Source organism: Actinomadura sp. 1N219 (assembly GCF_044326405.1).
GTDB lineage: Bacteria > Actinomycetota > Actinomycetes > Streptosporangiales > Streptosporangiaceae > Spirillospora.
The window spans coordinates 176980-196181 of the sequence record NZ_JBIRAY010000014.1 but is presented as its reverse complement, the minus strand read 5'-3'; the positions used below and the strand labels follow the sequence as shown (position 1 = coordinate 196181).

Annotated in this window: 16 protein-coding genes, 2 tRNA genes and 1 pseudogene; 13 read left to right on the top strand and 6 right to left on the bottom strand. The window is 70.4% G+C overall.

Features of this window, described 5'->3' with window-relative positions:
- Window positions 1-639 (top strand): annotated as a pseudogene (locus ACH35V_RS34675) (hypothetical protein); the annotation flags it as partial.
- A gap of 100 nt (window positions 640-739) precedes the next feature.
- On the opposite strand, the gene ACH35V_RS34670 reads toward ACH35V_RS34675, so the two are convergent.
- The gene (locus tag ACH35V_RS34670; RefSeq protein ID WP_395979085.1) at window positions 740-1834 is read right to left on the bottom strand and encodes a phosphotransferase family protein; all 1095 of its coding nucleotides are present in this window, start codon (window positions 1832-1834) and stop codon (window positions 740-742) included.
- 482 nt (window positions 1835-2316) lie between these two features.
- Here ACH35V_RS34670 and ACH35V_RS34665 point away from each other — a divergent pair, with 482 nt between their 5' ends.
- Window positions 2317-3012, top strand: a complete 696-nt coding sequence (locus tag ACH35V_RS34665; protein ID WP_395979084.1) for a hypothetical protein — start codon at window positions 2317-2319, stop codon at window positions 3010-3012.
- Window positions 3013-3055: 43 nt separating this feature from the next.
- Here ACH35V_RS34665 and ACH35V_RS34660 read toward each other — a convergent pair whose 3' ends face one another.
- Entirely contained in the window at window positions 3056-4435 is a 1380-nt protein-coding gene (locus tag ACH35V_RS34660; RefSeq protein ID WP_395979083.1) for a PLP-dependent aminotransferase family protein, read from the bottom strand.
- A 68-nt stretch (window positions 4436-4503) separates the two neighbouring features.
- Here ACH35V_RS34660 and ACH35V_RS34655 point away from each other — a divergent pair, with 68 nt between their 5' ends.
- The 5 genes from ACH35V_RS34655 (at window position 4504) to ACH35V_RS34635 (ending at window position 6897) form a co-directional block, all read left to right on the top strand.
- A complete protein-coding gene (locus ACH35V_RS34655; RefSeq protein WP_395979082.1) occupies window positions 4504-5172 on the top strand; it encodes a pyridoxamine 5'-phosphate oxidase family protein in 669 nt (222 codons plus the stop codon).
- Between the two features lie 163 nt (window positions 5173-5335).
- Window positions 5336-5935 carry an oligoribonuclease gene (orn, locus tag ACH35V_RS34650; protein ID WP_395979081.1) on the top strand — a complete coding sequence of 200 codons (600 nt, stop codon included), beginning with the start codon at window positions 5336-5338 and terminating at the stop codon, window positions 5933-5935.
- A gap of 55 nt (window positions 5936-5990) precedes the next feature.
- Window positions 5991-6063 (top strand) — tRNA-His (locus tag ACH35V_RS34645).
- A gap of 120 nt (window positions 6064-6183) precedes the next feature.
- Window positions 6184-6753 (top strand): response regulator transcription factor, encoded by a 570-nt coding sequence (locus tag ACH35V_RS34640; protein ID WP_395979080.1) that lies wholly within the window; start codon window positions 6184-6186, stop codon window positions 6751-6753.
- Window positions 6754-6824: 71 nt separating this feature from the next.
- Window positions 6825-6897: transfer RNA gene (locus tag ACH35V_RS34635), tRNA-Lys, on the top strand.
- Window positions 6898-7609: 712 nt separating this feature from the next.
- On the opposite strand, the gene ACH35V_RS34630 is transcribed toward ACH35V_RS34635, so the two are convergent.
- Window positions 7610-8740 (bottom strand): class I SAM-dependent methyltransferase, encoded by a 1131-nt coding sequence (locus tag ACH35V_RS34630; RefSeq protein ID WP_395979079.1) that lies wholly within the window; start codon window positions 8738-8740, stop codon window positions 7610-7612.
- 391 nt (window positions 8741-9131) lie between these two features.
- Between ACH35V_RS34630 and ACH35V_RS34625 the strand changes: the two genes are divergently transcribed.
- The 5 genes from ACH35V_RS34625 (at window position 9132) to ACH35V_RS34605 (ending at window position 16794) form a co-directional block, all read left to right on the top strand.
- Entirely contained in the window at window positions 9132-9650 is a 519-nt protein-coding gene (locus tag ACH35V_RS34625; protein ID WP_395979091.1) for a hypothetical protein, read from the top strand.
- A complete protein-coding gene (locus tag ACH35V_RS34620; protein ID WP_395979078.1) occupies window positions 9650-11047 on the top strand; it encodes a hypothetical protein in 1398 nt (465 codons plus the stop codon). The genes ACH35V_RS34625 and ACH35V_RS34620 overlap by 1 nt, the downstream gene beginning before the upstream one ends.
- 236 nt (window positions 11048-11283) lie before the next feature.
- A complete protein-coding gene (locus tag ACH35V_RS34615) occupies window positions 11284-12522 on the top strand; it encodes a VWA domain-containing protein (RefSeq protein WP_395979090.1) in 1239 nt (412 codons plus the stop codon).
- Window positions 12523-12731: 209 nt separating this feature from the next.
- Window positions 12732-13850 carry an AAA family ATPase gene (locus ACH35V_RS34610; RefSeq protein ID WP_395979077.1) on the top strand — a complete coding sequence of 373 codons (1119 nt, stop codon included), beginning with the start codon at window positions 12732-12734 and terminating at the stop codon, window positions 13848-13850.
- Between the two features lie 130 nt (window positions 13851-13980).
- Window positions 13981-16794 carry a DUF5682 family protein gene (locus tag ACH35V_RS34605; protein WP_395979089.1) on the top strand — a complete coding sequence of 938 codons (2814 nt, stop codon included), beginning with the start codon at window positions 13981-13983 and terminating at the stop codon, window positions 16792-16794.
- A gap of 336 nt (window positions 16795-17130) precedes the next feature.
- On the opposite strand, the gene ACH35V_RS34600 is transcribed toward ACH35V_RS34605, so the two are convergent.
- From ACH35V_RS34600 to ACH35V_RS34590, 3 genes are read right to left on the bottom strand one after another with little or no spacing between them, the layout of a single operon-like run.
- Entirely contained in the window at window positions 17131-17754 is a 624-nt protein-coding gene (locus tag ACH35V_RS34600; RefSeq protein ID WP_395979076.1) for an NADPH-dependent F420 reductase, read from the bottom strand.
- A gap of 36 nt (window positions 17755-17790) precedes the next feature.
- Entirely contained in the window at window positions 17791-18099 is a 309-nt protein-coding gene (locus ACH35V_RS34595; RefSeq protein WP_395979075.1) for an SDR family oxidoreductase, read from the bottom strand.
- Entirely contained in the window at window positions 18096-18236 is a 141-nt protein-coding gene (locus ACH35V_RS34590) for a hypothetical protein (RefSeq protein WP_395979074.1), read from the bottom strand. Before ACH35V_RS34590 ends, ACH35V_RS34595 begins: the two co-directional genes overlap by 4 nt.
- A gap of 319 nt (window positions 18237-18555) precedes the next feature.
- On the opposite strand from ACH35V_RS34590, the gene ACH35V_RS34585 reads away from it, so the two are divergent.
- The gene (locus tag ACH35V_RS34585) at window positions 18556-19197 is read left to right on the top strand and encodes a TetR/AcrR family transcriptional regulator (RefSeq protein WP_395979073.1); all 642 of its coding nucleotides are present in this window, start codon (window positions 18556-18558) and stop codon (window positions 19195-19197) included.
- Window positions 19198-19202 lie beyond the last annotated feature (5 nt).

The window sequence follows — 19202 nt, the reverse complement described above, 5'->3', positions numbered from 1 at the left end:
GGCCAGCCGTACTCGTCGAACGGCTGGCCGCTCCCCTACGAGCCGTCGCCCGCCCGCGCCCGCGACCGGGCCCCGCGCCGCCGCGCCCCGCTCATCGCCGCGGTCGCCGTGGCCATCGGGGCCGTGGTGCTGTTCGTCGGCGCGATGTCGTGGCTCGGCGGCGGCGACGGGTCGAACGCGTCCGCGGACAACCCTGCGGTGCCGGGCGGCGGGTCCAGCACGGGCACCGATCCGGCGCCGACCGGCCCGTCCCCGACGGATTCGTCGGCGTCCCCGAGCAAGTCGCCGTCGAAGACCCCGTCCAAGACGCCCTCGAAGACCCCGACCACCAAGGCGCCTCCCACGAAGACCGACGACCCCAGGCCCCCTAGGCCGGGCAACCTTCGGGTGGAGTCGGGGTGCAGCATGGGCAGAAGCGGCTCCTGCGTCATCACGATCACCGCGGTCGGCGGCCCGGTGAACTGGCGCGTGACCGGTACGTCCGGCCCGATTCAGGCGGGTGGTTCCGGGCACCTCGGCGCGGGGCAGAGCGGAGGCGTGCGGGTGTCGCGCGACGAACCGACGATCTGCCTGGGCGGCCAGAGCGGGTCTGTGTCGTTCTCGTCCGGTGGTTCCGCCTCGGTGTCCTACATCTGCTAGCGACGTTTCAGGAACGCCGCGGGCGCGCATCCGTTTGGGAGTGCGGGTGCGCGCCAAGCGGCGTCTTGGCCGGTCGGACGCTGTTCGGGCCGGTCGGTGATCAGAGTGAGCCGGTGTCGAGGGTGCGGTGCGCGCGTCGCAACAGCACCGGGACGCCCTCTCCGATCTGGTCGAATCCCTCGCCGACGGTCGCCTTCTGCAGGTAGCGGGCGTGGATGCCCTCCAGGATGACGGCGAGCTTGAAGCACGCGAACGCGACGTAGAAGTCGAGGTCGGCGAGGTCGGACCCGGTCAGCGCCGCGTACCGGTCGATGAACTCGCGGCGGGTGAAGAACCCGGGCGCCGAGGTGATCTTGGCGCCGACCGGAAGCTCGTCGGCGTCGGCCGCCTCAGCCCAGTAGACGAGCGTCAGCCCGAGGTCGGACAGCGGGTCGCCGAGCGTCGACATCTCCCAGTCGACCACGGCCGCGATCTCGGGACGCGGCTCCAGCCGGACGAGGGCGTTGTCGAGCCGGAAGTCGCCGTGGACGAGCCGCGCCGGCCGGTCGGGCGGCATCCGCTCGGCGAGCCTGGCGCCGAGCCGGTCGTATTCGGGCAGGTCGCGGACGGTTCCGGTGGCGCGGATGGCCTCCTGCGAGCCGTCCCACTGCCTCCTCCAGCGGGCCAGCTGGCGCTCCATGTAGCCGCTCGGACGCCCGAAGTCCGCCAGGCCGGCGGCGTCCACGTCGACGGTGTGGATCGCCGCGAGCGCCGCCGCGAGCGCCTCGCTGAGGCCGCGCGCCCGCTCGGGGGCGATGTCCTCGGCGTCCTCGCGGCTGCGCAGGACGCGGCCCTCGACGTGGTCCATGAGGTAGAAGCGCGCGCCGATGACGTCCTCGTCGTCGCACAAGGCCAGCGTTCTGGGAACCGGCACGGCCGTCCCGCCGCCGAGCGCGGTCAGCACGCGGTATTCGCGTCCCATGTCGTGGGCGGTCGGCTGGACGTGCCCGAGCGGCGGCCTGCGCAGGACGACGCGGCGGCCGCCGTCCAGGGTGATCGCGTAGGTGAGGTTGGAGCGCCCGCCCGCGATCAGGTCGATCGCGGCGATGCGCCCCGATTCGGGCAGTTCGCGGGCCAGCCAGTCCGCGAGGCGGGGGACGTCGATCCCGGGGACCTCGGACGGGGTCCCTGCCGGCTGCTCTGCGTCAACGCTCATGACGACCTATTAGAACGCGGCTCGGTCCGAGCTGTGAAGCCGCCCCCGGCCCGCCCGAGCCGTCCCGCCCGTCCCGGGGCTGTCCCCGGCCCGCCCGGCGGTCTCCTCCCTGCGGTCCGTAATCCTCCGGCCACTTCCGGCCGACTTGCAGGAAGGCTTCACCTGGCCTCCAGAGTTCGCTCTGACCTGCGCGAACATGGCGGCGGCCACAATCGGACGGGCGATTCCGGGAGACTCTCACAGGAAAAAAGGGACGTCAGGTGGATTCGACGGACACCCGGGGTACGCATCTGCGACGACACCCGAGCAGAGTGGGCACTACCCGGCGCGGAGGTCAATAGCCGTCATATCCGGCCCATGGCGGCGGGCTGGACTACGAATGTCCCGCCGGGCAGACGTCAAGGACTAGACCATTCGGGACTAGACCGCCCGATTGGGGGGGACGCACCGTGGCAGACGCATGGCTGCCGGGAGCCGGCCGCATGCCGGCGCGACAGGACGGCGGAGCTTTGCGAGGAGGCGCACCCCGGGTCGTCTGGTGCGCCGGCGAGCACGATCCGCGCACCGTCTCCGCCCGCTCGGTGGCCGCCGACCTGATCAAGGAGGATCGGCCTTCGCACCTGGTCTGGCACCCCGGCACCGGCGAGATCGTCCAGCTCCTGCCCGCCACCCGCGCCGCGCGGCTGCTCGGCGGGCGGGTCGGCCGCGAGGGGCGCGTCTGCCTGCAGATCATGGTGGTCGCCCAGTCCAGGGCGCCGTTCACCGGGGCGCTGCTCACCGGCCTCGACGCGATCGTCCAATGGCTGGACGCGTGGGGCGTCGCGCGCCGCTGGCCCGCCGGTCCCCCGCTGCCGTCGCCGCAGTCGTACCACGCGCACCGCGGCCGCAAGGACTGGGCGCGCGGCGGGCACTACGGGGCGTCCCAGGTCCCGCTCGTCGACCGTCCCGACCCGGGCGGCATCGACATCCGCCGCATCACCGGACCGGACACCCCGGTCGCCCCCATCCCGAAGCCCCGCGCGCCTCTCCCGGAAGCCGCGCCCGCGCCCCGGCTCATGCCCCGGAGCCCGCGCCCGTCCGAGCCCGTCCGCCCACCGCAGAACGATCCGCAGCCCCCCGGACGGCTCCCCCCGGCCTCCGAGCCGGTACCGGTCGCGCAGTCCGCCATGTCCAACTGACGGCCGCGCTGCTCCGCCCGGCGCCTCGCCCGCCCGGCGCCCCTCACCTCGCCCCCGTTGCCACCAGTTCGTGGACGACCTCGCAGCCCTTGCGGAGCTCGGCCGGCCCGGCCGCCGAGCCGTACCCGATGACCAGCCCAGACGCCCGCCGCGCCCCCGCGTGGTGGCGCTCCAGTGTTTCCACGAGGACGCCCCGTGCCGCCGCCTCGCGGACGACCCGTCCGGCCAGGTGCGCCGGGACGTCCACGACCAGATGCAGCCCGGCGGTGTCGCCACGCAGGGGCAGCCCGTCCAGCGTCCGGACGACCACGTCCCGCCGCCGCGCGTACTCCCCGCGCATCCGCCGGACGTGGCGGTCCAGGTCGCCGCGTTCGAGCAGGAGCCGGAGCGCGTCCTGCGGGACGACGGCGGTTCGGTCGTTCAGTTCCTCGCGGCGCAGCGCGATCTCCCCGACCAGGTCGGGGCGGCCCACCAGCCAGCCGACCCCCATGTCCGCGGTGAGGATCTTGGCCGTCGTGCCGAGGTAGACGACGACGTCCGGGTCGAGGCCGTAGAGCGCGGGCAGCGGCGCGACGTCGTACCGGAACTCGCCGTCGTAGTCGTCCTCCGCGACGAGCGCCCCCGTGCGCCTGGCCCACGCGAGCAGGGCCTGGCGGCGCGGGACGGGCAGGACGCCGCCCATCGGGAACTGGTGCGACGGCGTCGTGTAGACGAGGCGCAGATCATCGGGGAGGCCGTCGACGATGAGGCCGTGCTCGTCGACCGGGCACGGCACCAGCTCGGCGCCGCGTCCCGCCAGGACCGCGCGCGCACGCCGGTAGCCGGGCTCCTCCACCCCCACCCGGTCGCCCGGACGCAGGACGGTCGCGGCCAGCAGATCGAGCCCGTTCGTCGCGCCCCTCGTGACGAGCAGCCCGTCCACGGGACACGCCACGCCGCGGCTACGCCTGATGTAGTCGGCCAGTGCGACGCGCAAGCCCTGCAAGCCGTGCGGGTCCTGGCGCTGCTGAGGCGGCATGCCGGACGCCAGCCGCCATGCGCGCCGCCACGCGGGAGTGTCGAGCGCCCCGACCCACGCAAGCCCCGGCCGCAGGTCGATCTCGTGCTGGGCGGCCGTCCTGAAAACCGATCTCGTCACCGTCGGCTGCGGCTTCAGCGGCCGCGGAGCGGCGACGCCGTCGGTCACATAGGTTCCCGACCCATGACGGCCCTCCAGCCAGCCCTCCGCGTACAGCTGCTCGTACGCCTCCGTCACCACCGTCCGGCTCACCCCGAGCAGCCCGGCCAGCGCCCGGCTGGCGGGAAGCCGCTCGCCCGCGGCCAGCCGCCCCTCCCCCATCGCCGTGCGCAACTGGCCGACCAGCTGGGCGCTCATCGGCTCATCCCCGTCCCGGTCCACGACGAGGGGCAGGTCGATCGACAAAGTGGTCTCCCGCTATCCGCTTCAAGTGGCCCTACCGACCAGGCCACTCTCTTTCTAGCGTAACGTCCATGACGCCACTCTCACCGACCGCCCGCACCCGCATCGGCAGGCTCCCGGAACGCGCAGCCCGCGACCGCTCCGAGCTCCACCGCGTCCTCGACGACGGCATGATCTGCCACCTCGGCCTCATCGTGGACGGCTCGCCACGCGTCATCCCCACCGGCTACGGCCGCCTGGACGACACCCTCTACCTCCACGGCTCCACCGGGGCGAGCAGCCTCCGGGCCGGGCCGTCCCAGGACGTCTGCGTCACCGTCACCCACGTCGACGGAATCGTCATCGCCCGGTCCCTTTTCCACCACTCCATGAACTACCGCAGCGCCGTCATCTTCGGCACTCCCCGCCTCGTCGACGACCCGGACGAGAAACTGGCCGGCCTCCGCGCCATCACCGAGAACCTCAGCCCCGGCCAATGGGACGTGGCGCGCAAGCCCACCCGCAAGGAAATGGCCGCCGTCTCCGTACTCGCCCTCTCCCTGGACGAGGCGTCCGTCAAAATCCGCCAGGGCGGCCCCAGCGACGACGACGAGGACTACGCGCTCGACGTGTGGGCGGGCGTCGTCCCCGTGCACCAGACATTCGGCGAACCGTCCCCCGACCCGGCCCTGCGCCCGGGAATCCCGATCCCCGGCCACATCGCCCACCGCGCCAATGGGGATTCCGGGATCGGCCCCTGATCGGTGGAAGAAGTTCCCTCGACCTGGCGTAACCTGGCCTGATGGTGGAGTCGGCCGTGCCGCGACAGATGACGCGGCATTGCTGCGACGGGCTTGGAATCCGCTGGAATTTCCTCGGGGTTTCGGTCGGGGTTCCAGAGGATCTCCGCAGGTGAGAGGGCACATGACGGACACAAGGCTTGTGTGGGTGGATTGCGAGATGACGGGCCTCGACCTGCGCGACGACGCGCTCATCGAGATAGCCGCACTGGTCACCGACAGCGAACTCAAGATCCTCGACGAGGGCGTCGACGTGGTGATCAAGCCCCCGCCCGAGGCGATCGCCCAGATGAAGCAGGTCGTCCGGGACATGCACACCACGTCCGGCCTGCTCGAGGCGCTGCCGTCCGGAGTCACCCTCGCCGAGGCCGAGGACATCGTCCTCAAGTACGTCCGGTCCCACGTCAAAGAGGCCAACAAGGCGCCCCTCTGCGGCAACTCCATCGCCACCGACCGCTCGTTCCTCGCCCGCGACATGCCGGCCCTCGACGCCCACCTCCACTACCGCATGGTGGACGTGTCGTCCATCAAGGAGCTCGCCCGCCGCTGGTACCCCCGCGTCTATTTCGCCAGCCCGGAGAAGAAGGGCGGCCACCGGGCCCTCGCCGACATCACCGAGAGCATCCAGGAACTGCGCTACTACCGCGCCGCCGTCTTCGTCCCCCAGCCGGGCCCCGACTCCGAAACCGCCCGCGCCGTCGCCGCCAGGGTCGCCTCAGGCTGACCCACCGGCCCGGAGCCGCTACACTACTGGGAGCCGGGCACCGATCCCGGCCACGGTGGGTGTAGCTCAGCTGGCAGAGCACTTGGTTGTGGTCCAAGATGTCGGGGGTTCAAGTCCCCTCACTCACCCTTTGACGAAGGCCCCGGCCACTCGGCCGGGGCCTTCGTCGTGCTCGATGCGTCGACTCTGGATGATCGGCCCGTTATGCTCCGTCCCTATACATGCCAACGACACCCCAAGGGCTTCGGATGAGTGTCGATGAGACGGCCCCGCTGCGCGTCCTCGTCGTGGACGGCGACCCCCAGGTCCGCGCCGACGTGACCACCCTGCTCGACGCCAGCGACGAGCTCAGCGTCGTCGCCGAGACGCCCGACCCCGCCGCGGCCCTCTCCCTGGCCGAACGCCTGCGCCCCGACATCGTCCTGCTGGACGCGGCCGCCGCCGGGCACGCGAGCCCCCTCAGCCACACCTCCCGCGTCTTCGTCCTCGCGGGCGCGGACGACCCCGCCGCCCAGGACGCCCTCCGCGCCGGCGCCTGCGGCCACCTCGTCCCCGGCGCCTTCACCGTCCCCGACCTCATCCGCGGCGTCCGCGCCGCCTCCCGCACGACCCTCGGCCTGTCCGCCCGCGAGTCCGAGGTCATGGACCTCATCGCCACCGGACGCTCCAACGGGGAGATCGCCCGCCAGCTCTTCCTCAGCGAGAAGACCGTCAAGAACCACGTCAACCGCATCTACTCCAAGCTCGGCGTCAGCTCCCGCGCGACCGCCATCGCCCTCTGGCGCGGCATGGTCAGCGTCCTCCCCGCCAGGGACTAAACCGGTTCGCACAGGTCCGCGGCTCCTGATACTGTTCTTCCTGTCGCAAGGGCCCGCAGGCCCGCCGACACGCGCCGTTAGCTCAATTGGCAGAGCAGCGGACTCTTAATCCGCGGGTTCGGGGTTCAAGTCCCTGACGGCGCACCCCACCAGCAACAACCCCCAGATCTGGGATCGTCGCTGATCTTGTATGTGGCCCTGACCGTGACCTGTCTGGGGCCCGCTCCAAAAGGCCGCGACTCCGCAAGCCATTCGACGCCGTCACACTCTGAACGAAGGCATGCTCGGCATCGGACACGGCCCGACGCGCGAAATCTGTCTTCAGTTATCGCCTTCCGTGTGGTGGGTCATGCACGAAGAAGCCGCGCGGCTCTGGAATGAGCATTCCCTCAGCATCGTGGGGTCAGAACATGGCGGTTGTCCGGCGCGTTGCCGGGCGTTGTGCCGCTGCGGGTGCCCAATCTGCCGGGATGGACGCGCCCGTGACCGTCCTCTTGGCTGCTGCTTGCGGCCCCGCTTACGCTTCTTCATGCGTTCGCGGCGGCGCGGACGGCGCTTGCCCAGGAACCAGACGGCCCACCTTGACCACATGTGCGGCGACCTCCTCCGCCGCGACACCTGGTCAACCGGGCCCAGGCCGACTGGTCCCGATCGAATACAAGGACCACTCAGTCCGACTACTCATATGAGATTCCGGTATCCCGACACCACAAAACTCGGGGTACATCAAAGGACTTCACCGAACCCGGGGCACCCCACGACCGATCATCGCCTAGCGCGTCAAGCTGCGGGCAGGCTGGTAACACTCTGGGGCAGGTGAGGGCGTTGTGCGTACGTGGGGTGGGTGTGTCGTGGTCTATTGCTTGACTGCTTGGAGGGTGTAGCTGGCGGCCAGGCGTTCGGGGTGGTGGGTCAGGCGCCATTCGCCGGTCTCGTCCGTGGTCATGTGTCCGGGCAGGGCCTGCCAGGGGACGCTGTCGTGCTCGGTCAGGCCGGTCAGCCGCATCCCGGCCTCAAGCAGCGCGGTGATGGTCTCGCCGAGTCCGTGGTTCCATTCGTGGGTGAGCCCGTGGGTGAAGGTGGTCTCGGTTTCCACGTAGGTTCCGGGCTCGTCGAAGATCAGCGGCTCGGTGGTTTCGAAGTAGGGGTAGCGCAGGCTGGGCGGGCTTGTGGTCTCGTCCAGTGTGAACAGCATGGGGTGGCCCTCGCGGATGAACAGGCGGCCGCCCGGTCGCAGCAGGTCGGCGACGACGCGGGCCCAGCGGGCCACGTCCGGCAGCCAGATCAGGGCGCCGATCCCGGTGTAGACCAGATCGAAACTCTCCCGGCCGAAGACCTCGACGGCGTCGTAGACCTCGGCCTGGCGGAAGTCGATGGTGCTTCCCGTGCCGGTGGCCAGTCGCCGCGCCTGGTGCAGCGCGGCCGCGGAGAAGTCCAGGGCGCTCATCGTGGCGCCCAGGCGCGCCAGGGAAACGGTGTCGGTGCCGATGTGGCATTGCAGGTGCACGGCACGTAGCCCGGTCAGATCGCCCAGGCGGGGGCGGTCGAACCGGACGACGCCGCTGAGGTGCCCGAGGTCGTTGAGGAACTGATCGAATCCGTAGTCGGGGGAATCGGCATGGGCCGGGGCCCGCTCGTCCCAGTTGGCCCTATTGATCGCCAAGTAGTCGTCAACACCAGCACTGTGCCAGCACACCAACCCACTCACCCAGGCAGGACGGTCGACGTGCCAGGACCAGGTTTCGACGTCATGTTGTCCGCCCTTCCAGCGGTGTTCCTTGCGGCGTGCCGCGGCGACCGGGAACAGGCGGCCGGATCTGCGCGGGTTCTCAGCGCGGTGAACCATGCGGTGCGTCTCGTAGCCGGGTAGGCGGTCGAGCTGGGTCTGGGAGGTGAGGGTCGGGGGTTGTTGATCTTGATCACTGCGGAGTCGACGCCGTCGGCCAGGAATTGCCCAACGGCTGTTGTCTTCGCCGGGATGGCCCATCGAGCAGACCTGTCCACGCCTCTGGACGATCTGACGGCATCCCATTGGAATCGATCATCTGGCGTTTGCCGGACCTGGCCGTCGCTCGGCCCAGGCGTTCGGAGGCCGCCGCTCACGGATCCAGCGTCGTCTGCGGTCACGTCAGCGGGCGTCCTCACCTTCCCCGCCGGGGACCCCTGTGTTCCCGACCGGCCTTTCGCGCTGGCGGGGAAGATCCACGATGTGGTGCGCTGGTCGGAGTTCGACCGGGGCGGGAATTCGCTGCGTTGGAGGCCCCTGACCTGCTGCTCGTCGACCTCAGCGCCTTCTTCGGGTGAGCGGGTCAAGATCCATGACGGGTGGGCGCCGGATTCTGTCGGTGGCGGTCGACATCATCGAACGCATCATCGCGATGGGCCGATTGGAGGCATGGGTCTTGGACGAGGACGACGGCGCGTGGGAGCGGCACAGCACCGTGAGGGTGGTGCCGCCCGTCCAGGCACGGAAGCTTGCGAAGGTGCCGTTCGTCGAACTGGCGGACGGTCGGTTGCAGGGCGTGGTGTCGAGCGGGTCTGACGCGTCCCGCGTGTACGTCTCGTCCATCACGGCCGGGACGCACGGCAACAGCTGCAGCACCAACAACAACCGGCCGTGCGGCGGGCTGTCCGATCTCTATCTGTGCAAGCACCTCGACGCGCTGGTGACGGAGGGCATCCGCCAGTACGGGCAGGAACGGGTCGCCCGCTACCTGCGCGTCGAGGTCGGAGAGGGCAAGGACCTCATCGACTGCCTGAACAGCCACAAGGACCCGGCGCCCGCGGCGGCGGTGTTCAGCCGGTTCCTGCGGCATCTCGCCTACCTGGAGGTACCGGAAAGCACCGAGCCGGTTCCCGAGCTGCAGTGGTTCCCCGCGGCGGGGGCGGTGGGCTGATGCTCGCGGTGCAGTTGCGGGAACTGGTCGGCGGCGCGCCCGAGGCCGTCGATGAGGCGCTCGACCTGGTGGCCGGGTTCGACGGCTCGCTCACCGGCGGCCTGGGGCGGATGGGCGACCGGCAGGCGGCGGCGCTGTCGGCGTTCGCGGGCGCGCTGGCCGGCTCGCCGCTCGGCGGGCCGGTGGGCGAGGCGGCCGAGAAGGTGGTCGCCGGGTCGATCGGGGATGACCGGCTCGCGGCGCTGGCGGGCGGACGGGCCGCGCTGCTCGGCGCCGTCCACGACGCCCTGCTGGAACGCCTCGACGGCGCACTGGGCAGGTCGAGGTCGCCCTGGGAGGAGCGCGCCGGCAAGCCCAGCGCCGGGACGGCGCCCGAAAATCTGCTGGCCGGGGCGCGGTCGTGGCTTTACGAGCTGGCGATCGCCGGGTGGCGCGGCGTCGACCACGACCTGGTCTCGGCGGCCGGTCAGACGATCGAGGGGCTGTGGGGCGAACCGTCGCTGCGGCGGCTCGCGGTGTTGCTCGACGGTCTGGCCTCGGAGCTGCGTGCGTCCTGCCCGGTCGCGACCATGGAGCGCGTACCCGAGCGGCGCTGGGCCGACCTGTGGACGCGGGCCGTCCTGCTCGCCCGCGCCGGATCGTGGACGGGCGGCGGCGCGGAGCCGGTGTCGGGACGGCTACTGGTGCTGGGCGTGGACGTCCACGAGCACGGAACGGCCGTCCAGGTGCAGGTCCACGGGGTGCTTGAGCCCGCGGACGGCGGCGAAGCGCGGCTGGTGCGGACTGGTGTGGCGGCGGCGAAGGTCGACACGATCGTCGGTCCAGCGGTGTGGCGGCTGCTCTACGCCTATCCCGTGCTCCTGGCGGCGCTGGCCGAACGGCGCGTCCTGGACGTGGTGGACATGCCGCTGACCGTCGGCGGCGACCTGCTCTGGCGGGAGGACGCGGCGCAGGCCGGAGAGGCCGCCGACCCGTTCACCACGGCCCGGGTCCAGCTGGGCGAGGCGACCGCTCCCTCCGTCCCGCCGCTGGACCGGCATCCGGTGCGCATCGCCGAGCCGGTGCTGCTGGAGGGCTATCGGTACGACGACGGCGCCGTCTCGCTCGACGGCACCACCCTGGAGATCGACAGCGGTCGGCTGCCGGCGTGCGGACCGATCACACCATCGCTGGTGAAGGCGTCCACGGCCTGCATCGGACTGGTGCGCTGGGACGGCCGCCGGTGGCTGCTGCAGCCCCTCGCGCTCCAGGCCACGATCAAGAAGAAGCCGGTCGAGGCGCACACGGGGGACTGGGCGCTCGGCCCGACGGATCCGAAGGTCGTGAAGGCCGAGGCCCGCGCCGGTGACGCCGTGGCCGTGCTGCGCGAACGCGCGGGAAGGCTGCTGCGGAAATGACCGAGCTGCAGAACGGGCCGGAGGCCGGCAGTGAAGCCGGGACGCACGGGGTCGGCGCGGCGGTGGCGCAGACCGACGGCGCGGCCGGGGCGCAAGGCGTCGACGGCGCGGCCGGTGCGCAGGGCGTCGACGGCGCGGCCGGGGCGCAGGGCGTCGAGGGCCCGGCCGGGGCGCAGGGCGTCGAGGCTGCGGGAGGGCCGGATGCGAATCGGCGGCAGGTGCTCTACTGGCGGCTGATGGCGCGGCTGTTCGCGCCCGATGAGCAGCCCGCGCTCGAATCGGCCAGTGTCGCGATAGTCGACGATCTCGGGTTGCCTCCGGCGCTGCTCGACCCGGGCGTCTCGATGGACAACGTCCTCCAGCGGTTCCCCGAACTGGAGCCGGAGTTCGACGGCCTGATGGCGCCCGCGGACGACTCCGGTGGCTCGGCCATGCAGGTGCGGCGGGCCGCGCTGGTGTCGAAGTTGCTCCTCAACGTGTTCGCGCCCTGCAACAGCAAAGGCAACGTGACGGCGACCCAGCTCGCGGCCTGGCAGAAGGACGCCTCCTGTCTTAAGGCGGCGCTCGGCGAGAAGGGCGCCCAGGAATCCGCGGGGACGCTGGCGGAGATGGAGGGCGACCTCGTCAAGCGGATGGCGTTGCGCGAGGTGCTGGCCGATCCGAAGCTGGCGAGCAAGCTCACGCCGAGCATGTCGCTGATCGAGCAGTTGCTGCGGGACAAGGCCAACCTGTCGGGGGTGGCGCTGGCCAACGCCAAGTCGCTGATCCGCCGGTATGTCGACGAGGTCGCCCAGGTGCTGCGCACGCAGGTGGAGAAGTCCTCGTCGGGGACCATCGACCGCTCCGTCCCGCCCAAGCGGGTGTTCCGCAACCTCGACATCGACCGCACGATCTGGAAGAACCTCACCAACTGGAGCCCCGAGGACGAGCGGCTGTACGTCGACCGGCTGTTCTACAAGCAGACCGCCAAGCGCACCACGCCCGCGAAGATGATCGTGGTGGTGGACCAGTCGGGCTCGATGGTCGACTCGATGGTGAACTGCACGATCCTGGCGTCGATATTCGCCGGGCTGCCGAAGGTGGACGTCCACCTGATCGCCTACGACACGCGTGCGCTGGACCTGACGCCGTGGGTCCACGACCCGTTCGAGGTGCTGCTGCGCACCAAACTCGGCGGTGGCAACGACGGGCCGGTGGCGATGAACATGGCCCGCCCGAAGATCACCGATCCGCGCAACACGGTGATGGTGTGGATCTCGGACTTCTACGAGTTCGAGGCCTCGCAGCCGCTGTTCGAGGGGATCGAGGCGGTGCACCGGTCGGGGGTGAAGTTCATCCCGGTCGGGTCGGTGACCAGCTCGGGCACCCAGATCGTGAACCCGTGGTTCCGGGAGCGCTTCAAGCGGCTCGGCACCCCGGTGATCTCCGGCCGCATCCAGAAGCTGGTGGACGAGCTGAAGAACTTCCTCCTGTGACCTCCTGTGACCTCCTGTGACCTCCTGTGGCGGCCGAGCCCTGAGTCGGCGCTCGCGTCTCCAGACAAGAACCGTCCCGAGCACGAACCAGCCTTGCCAGAACTCTGACCGCCCGGGAACGCGGCCGCATCCGGAAACCCGACCTGCCGGAGAACGCCGCCGCACCCGGAAACCTGATCTGCCCGACGTCCTGAGAGACGAGGAGAGCGATGTCCGACGAACTGCTGCGCGCGCCCGCCGAGGTCAAGCACGCCGAGGAGCTCGACTACCTGGAGTCGGTCGACGACGGTCCCAAGCCGTTCGCCTGGCGGCTCAGTCCCCGGATGGTGCGGCTGTTCGTGCTCGGGTCCGAGCGCTCGGACGGCCTCGACCGCGAGATCGGCCAGAAGTGGTTCGGCGACCGGAGCTTCGTCGAGCGCGCCATCGTGACGCTGGCGTCCGACCGCGGCCTGCTGCTGATCGGCGACCCCGGCACCGGCAAGAGCTGGCTGGCCGAGCTGCTGTCCGCCGCGATCTCCCGCAACTCCACCCTGGTCGTCCAGGGCACGGCCGGCACGACCGAGGACCACATCAAGTACTCGTGGAACGTCTCCATGGTGATCGCCAAGGGGCAGTCCCGGGAGTCGCTGATCCCGTCCCCGATCATGACCGCGATGGAGCGGGGCGTGATCGGCCGGTTCGAGGAGCTGACCCGCTCCACCAGCGACGTCCAGGACGCGCTGATCTCGATCCTGTCGGAGAAGTACGTCTCGATCCCGGAGCTGGACGATGACAACATCGCCTTCGCCAAACCCGGTTTCTCGATCATCGCGACGGCCAACAGCCGGGACCGCGGCGTCAACGACCTGTCGTCGGCGCTGAAGCGGCGGTTCAACTTCGTCCGCATCCCGGTGGTGACTAACAAGAAGAGCGAGGCGGAGATCGTCCGGTTCCGCACTGCCGAGCTGATGCGGCGGCACTCGATCGAGCTGGACGTCCCGCCGACGCTGCTGGACATCCTGCTGCAGAGCTTCGCCGACCTGCGCGCCGCGTCCACCTCGGCCACCAGCGACGACGAGAAACTGGAGTCGGCGCTGTCCACGGCCGAGCAGATCGGCGTGCTGGAGGACGCGATCCTGCACAGCCAGTTCTTCGGCGACCGCGCCCTGAAGGCCGAGACCCTGGCGGGCTCCCTCGTCGGATCACTCGCCCGCCGCTCCCCCGAGGACCTGGCCATCCTCAACAAGTTCTGGCACGGCGTGGTCGAGCCCCGTGGCCGCAAGGACGAGGGCGGCCCCTGGGAGGGCTTCCTGGAAGGCGGCCGCGAAGCGATCGCGAAGCTGTCATGACCAAGCCCGTCATGACCAAGCCCGTCATGACCAAGCCCGTCATGGCCGAGAGCGACGCGAGCAGGGCCGCCGAGAGGAAAGCGGGGCAGGCGTGAGCGAAGTCGGATCCGTCGAGAACGTGGCGGACGCCGTGACCACCCGGGCCGCCGGCGGGGCCTCGACCGGGCCGTTCGGGGCGTTGCGGGAGCAGCTGCTGGGGGCCGCCGAGGAGTTCGCCGGCGGGCCGCGCGGGCTGCCGGACATTCTCGCCGGGCTGGTGGACGACGTCGACCGGGCGCTGCGCGAGGAGCTGGAGATCTTCCCGGTCTGCCATCACTCGCCCGCCTCGGCGCTGGCGATGGCGCGGCGCCTGCGGGAGAAGCAGCCGCAGGTGATCTACCTGGAGCTGTGCGAGGACCTGCGTCCCCTGCTGGACGAGCTGCGCAACTGCCGGCTGCCCGTGGCGTTGCAGGCGTTCGCGTCCGAACTGGACGGCTTCCCGCAGGACCAGGCTCCGCTGAGCGTGGTCGCGCCGATCACCGAGGCGTCGGCCGAGTACCAGGCGATCGCCTACGCACTGGACACTCCGGACGTGGAGCTGGTGCTGGTCGACCGTTCGTCCGACCACGTCTTCCAGTGGGAACCCCTGGACCGTCCCGACGAGTCGCCCGTCCGAGCGGGTGAGGACGAGGACGACGGGGCCCTGCACGGTGACGCGGTCGGGATCGAGATCGGCGATCTGCGTCCCGGATTCGCCGAGCTGGAGGAGCATCTGCTGCGGCACGGCAAGGTGCGGCACTGGTCCGAATGGTGGGACCAGTACGTCGAGCAGCCGCTGACCGGCGCCGACCACGACACCTACCGGCAGGTCATGGTGCTGATCGGCAGCCTGTTCCGGCGGCTGCGGCCCGGCGGCGACCGGCGCCTGGCCACCGACGAGGACCGCGAGCGGTACATGTGGACGCGGATCCGCGAGCACCTCGCCTCGTCCGGCGCCGACCCGTCCCGCTGCCTGCACGTGTGCGGCGCCTTCCACGCCGCCAGCCGCGTGGAGCAGTTCGGGCTCCGGTCCACGGCGGGCTTCGACATCGCGCCGCGCACCGCGACCCGGTGGCAGTACGGGCTGATCCCGTCCAGCCACTCGGCGATCGAGGCGCAGTTCGGGCTGGCGCCGGGCTCGGTGTCGGTCGCCGCGACGACCTGGGAAAAGGCGCTCAAGCGTACGCGGGTCAAGCCGTTCCGCCTGGCCGGGCAGCGCGGCACGCGCAAGACCGCCGCGCCGAAGCCGCCGGCGCTCGCCCCCTCGGCTCCGGTGGCCGACCGGCTGAGCGGGTTCCTGTCGAACGCGCCCGCGCCGGACGGCCTGGACGAGGCCGAGCTGCTCGGCTGGTGCGTGGACATCGTCCGGCTGGCGCGCCGCAACGGCTACCTGTCCAGCACGGCCGACGCGATCGCGGTGTTCGAGACGTCGATCCTGCTGGCCGGGTTGCGGGGGCGCGCCCGTCCCACGCCGTACGACTTCCAGGACGCGGCGATCACCTGTATCGAGAAGGACTCGGTGCCGGGCCGCCGCGACGTCCGGCGGCTGTGCGAGATCCTGCTCGGCGGCGACCGGATCGGCCAGGTCGGCTACGAGGCGCTCCCGCCGCTGGCGAAGGACGTCTTCGACCGGCTCCGTCCGCTGGGCCTCGCCCTGGACAAACGCCAGATCCAGCGGGCCCTGCTCGACTTCGCGACCGAGCCCGGCCTCGAACCCTGCTCCGACCTTCTGTGGGTCCTGCGCCGCCTCCTGCCCGACGACGCCGTCCGCCCGATCATGGGCTCGCGCCGCCTGGGCGAACGCCCCATCCAGGAGAGCTGGGACCTGGCGATCGGCCGCAACCAGCGGTACCTCGTCGAACTCGGCTACGAGGGCGTCACCGTCGAGCAGGTCCTGGAGCAGCGACTGCGCAAATCCGTCCACAACCCGAAGGCGACGGCCGCCACGGCACTGGAAGCGGTCGAGGAATCCCTCCTCTACCTGCGCAGCCGCCGCTTCACGAACGAACTCGGCGCCCGCGCGGTCGAACTGCTCTCGACCGAACGCACCGTGGACGACGCCCCCGAAGTCCTGCGCCGCGTCCGCCGGCTCCTCACTCACTACAGGGCGACGGAACCGGCTCTTCCGCGCTGGTGCGAGGACTTCGTGACCACCGGCTACGCCCACTACTGCACGCTGCTGCCCACGGCGTTCACCGCCGACGACACGGGCGTACGGCAGGTCGCGGCGATGCTGGGCTTCCTGGTCAGCCTGGAAAGCCTGGCGATCTCGCTGGGGTGCGACCACACCCAGCTGGAACTGGCGGTCAAGCAGTCCCATCCCGAGGACCCGGCCAAGGTCGCCCTGCTGTGGGCGGCCGAGTCCCAGCTGGGCCTGCTCCCGCTCTCCGACCTGCGGCGGCGCTGCGACGAACTGCTGGACAACCCCATGCTGGTCGGTGCGTTCCCGCAGTACCTGAGCGGCTTCGTGCAGGCCCTGGACGCCGTCCCGTCGCTGTCCCCGCTGGTCGTGGAGCTGCTGTCCAAGGCATTCGCCCGCCTGCCCGACACGATCCTGCTGCCCTGGCTGCCCAGGCTGATCACCACGCTCAAGGACCAGGCCGCGGAGATGCTCCCCGTCCTGATCCGCGAGGCCGACCGCACCTTCCCAGCCACCCTCTCGGCCGTGGACGCCTGGACACCGCCCTGGACTCCTTCCCCGAAACCTCCCGAGCCCCAGCGAGCAACCCCGACCAGCACAGCGATAGCAACGTTCCTGGCCACGCACCGTGAGCCCGTTTCCGCGGTAGCGACCCTGCTGGGCCACGACCCGTCCTGGCCGAACCCAGCGGAAACCACGACAACCGCACCCTCACCCGCGGTCGGCTCGCTAATACGCGCCCACCCGGAAACCGCCGAAGCGGCCGCCGCACTCATTGCCCCCTAGCCGAACGCGCACCAGGCCTACCAAGCCCTGGGTGCGCGCCGACCGCGGTTCTAGACCAGGTGGAGTGCAGCCATCGACCGCACCATCGCCGAACTCGGCGGATCAAGCCGCCTGGCCGAGGGCCACCGACACCGAAATCGGCACCCGCCCTCCCGTGGGGGCGGGTGCGCACCAGCGACAAGAAACTTAGGAACGCGCGCTACCGCAAGCCCGCCCGGGGCGAGAGTCTCCTCGGGCGGGATCGTTCGCCAATATCCGATATCAGCGAGTCGGTGATCCAACGACCATTGTCAGGGTGCACGGCGCCTTTTTCGCTGACCGCGCGGCTCCGGGGGCTCAGCCGGTGAATTCGTTGACGCCGAGGGCGAAGTCCCCGTGGCCGATCCCGTTGCCGGCGAGGCCTACCGTGACCAGGCCCATTCCTTCCAGCCAGTGCGCCATTTTCAGGGCGCCGGCGTCCAGCGGGCGCAGTCCGAGGCTTTCGATGAATGCCGCCACGTCCGCCTTGGCCTGCGCATCGTCGCCGGCGATGAAGACGTCAGGACGGCCCTTCTCCAGGACATTACGGAAGATGGTGTTGAACGCCTTCACCACGCTGGCGCCAGCCGGGGCAACCTTGGCGACTTCCTGTGCGATCGAGGTCTCCTCACTGACGGCCAGTCCGTCGAACGTGGCGTTGAAGGGGTTGCTGATGTCGACGATGACCTTGCTCGCGAGCGCGTCCCCGTACTGCGCGACGGCCGGAACGACGGCGTCGTACAACAGGGCCGTGATGACGATGTCCCCCGTTGGGGCGGCGCGCCACGTGCCCGCCGTCGCGCCGCCGCCCAGGGCCTTGGCCAGGGCATCGGCCTTGGCCTGATCACGTGCCATGACCTCGACGGTGTTGCCACCCGCCACCGCGAGCGCGCCGATCGTGCGGGCCATGTTCCCCGCACCGATGAAAGTGATGCTGCTCATGAGATGTGCTCTCTTCCCGTTGTCGAGGTAGGTGGTTCAGATGGCGGTGGTGCCGCCGTCGGCGACCAGCTCCAGGCCGTTGACATAACTGGAATCATCGGAGGCCAGGAACAGGGCGACGGTGGCGATCTCTTCAGGGCGGCCCATCGTTCCGCGGGGGATGAGGGATTCGAATGCGGCCTTGGTCGCCTCGTCGAACAGTTCTTCCTGTTTGGCGGTGCCGACCTGGCCCGGGTCAGGACGTTGACCCGGATCCCGCGGTCGCGCAGTTCGTTGAGCCAGGCGCGGGCCCAGGCCTGCTGGACCGCTTTGCTTCCCGCATAAAGGCTCCAGCCTCAGCTTCACCGCCTCGTCCAGTGCCTCCTGCCGCCGGGCCAGGATGAAGCGTGCGCTCCTTCCTCGACGAACAGCTTGGCGCCGGCCAGTGCCATGCCGGTGGATCCGCCGGTGATCACCGCGACCTTGCCATCGAGCTTTCCCACGATCACTCCGCTGAATTGATGGGTGTCTGGAACAGTTCGATTCTTATATAAACCAAGCTGTGTACGTAACGTACTCGACGACCGGCCGGGGCGCAAGCTACATACACCGGTCAGTACCGGCCCGCCGTGGAAAGCCCGGCACGCGATGGCGCACCAACGATCACCGGGACCGCTCCCACGCCTGGCGAGATCTCCGTCATCGCGATGGGCGCACGGTCCAGGCGTATGTACACCGTTCCGCCTCCTTAACGCCACGGATGATCGACCCGAACGCGAGCTATGTAGACCGGTCAGTACCGAGCGGCGCTATGCTGGAGGCATGACGGAGTTGGAGAAGGGTCCCCTGGGCCAGCGCCGCGGCAGGGGCGCACGCGAGCGCATCCTCAGCGCGTCACAGCAGCTGTTCCGCGAACAGGGCATCAACCGCACCGGCATGGACCACCTCTGCGCCGTGGCCCAGGTGTCCAAGCGCACGGCCTACCAGCACTTCACCAACAAGGACGAACTCGTCGCCGAATACCTGCGCCGATTCGATCCCGACGTCATGCCCGGAGTGTTCGACCGCACCGACCTCACGCCCCGCGAACGACTCCTCGCCGCCTTCGAGATACCCGCGTCCATGCCCCTGTGCCCCTACATCGCGGCGGCCGTCGAACTCCACGACCCCCAACACCCCGCATCCCAGTACGCACGCGACTACAAGACCGCCATCGCCGCGCGGCTCACCGAAACCGCCCGCGAAGCCGGCGCCACCGATCCCGAACAACTCGGCGAACAACTGGCGCTGCTCATCGACGGCGCCTCGGTTCGCACCCGAGTCCTCGACAGCGAATCCTTCCCCACCGCCGCCGCCATCGCCGCCGTCCTCATCGACAACGCCATCCCCGCGTCATCTCCTCAACAGCCCAGCGATGACCGCGGAACCACCGGGTCTGCTCCCGTTCCGGTGGGAGGCCAATGACGGCC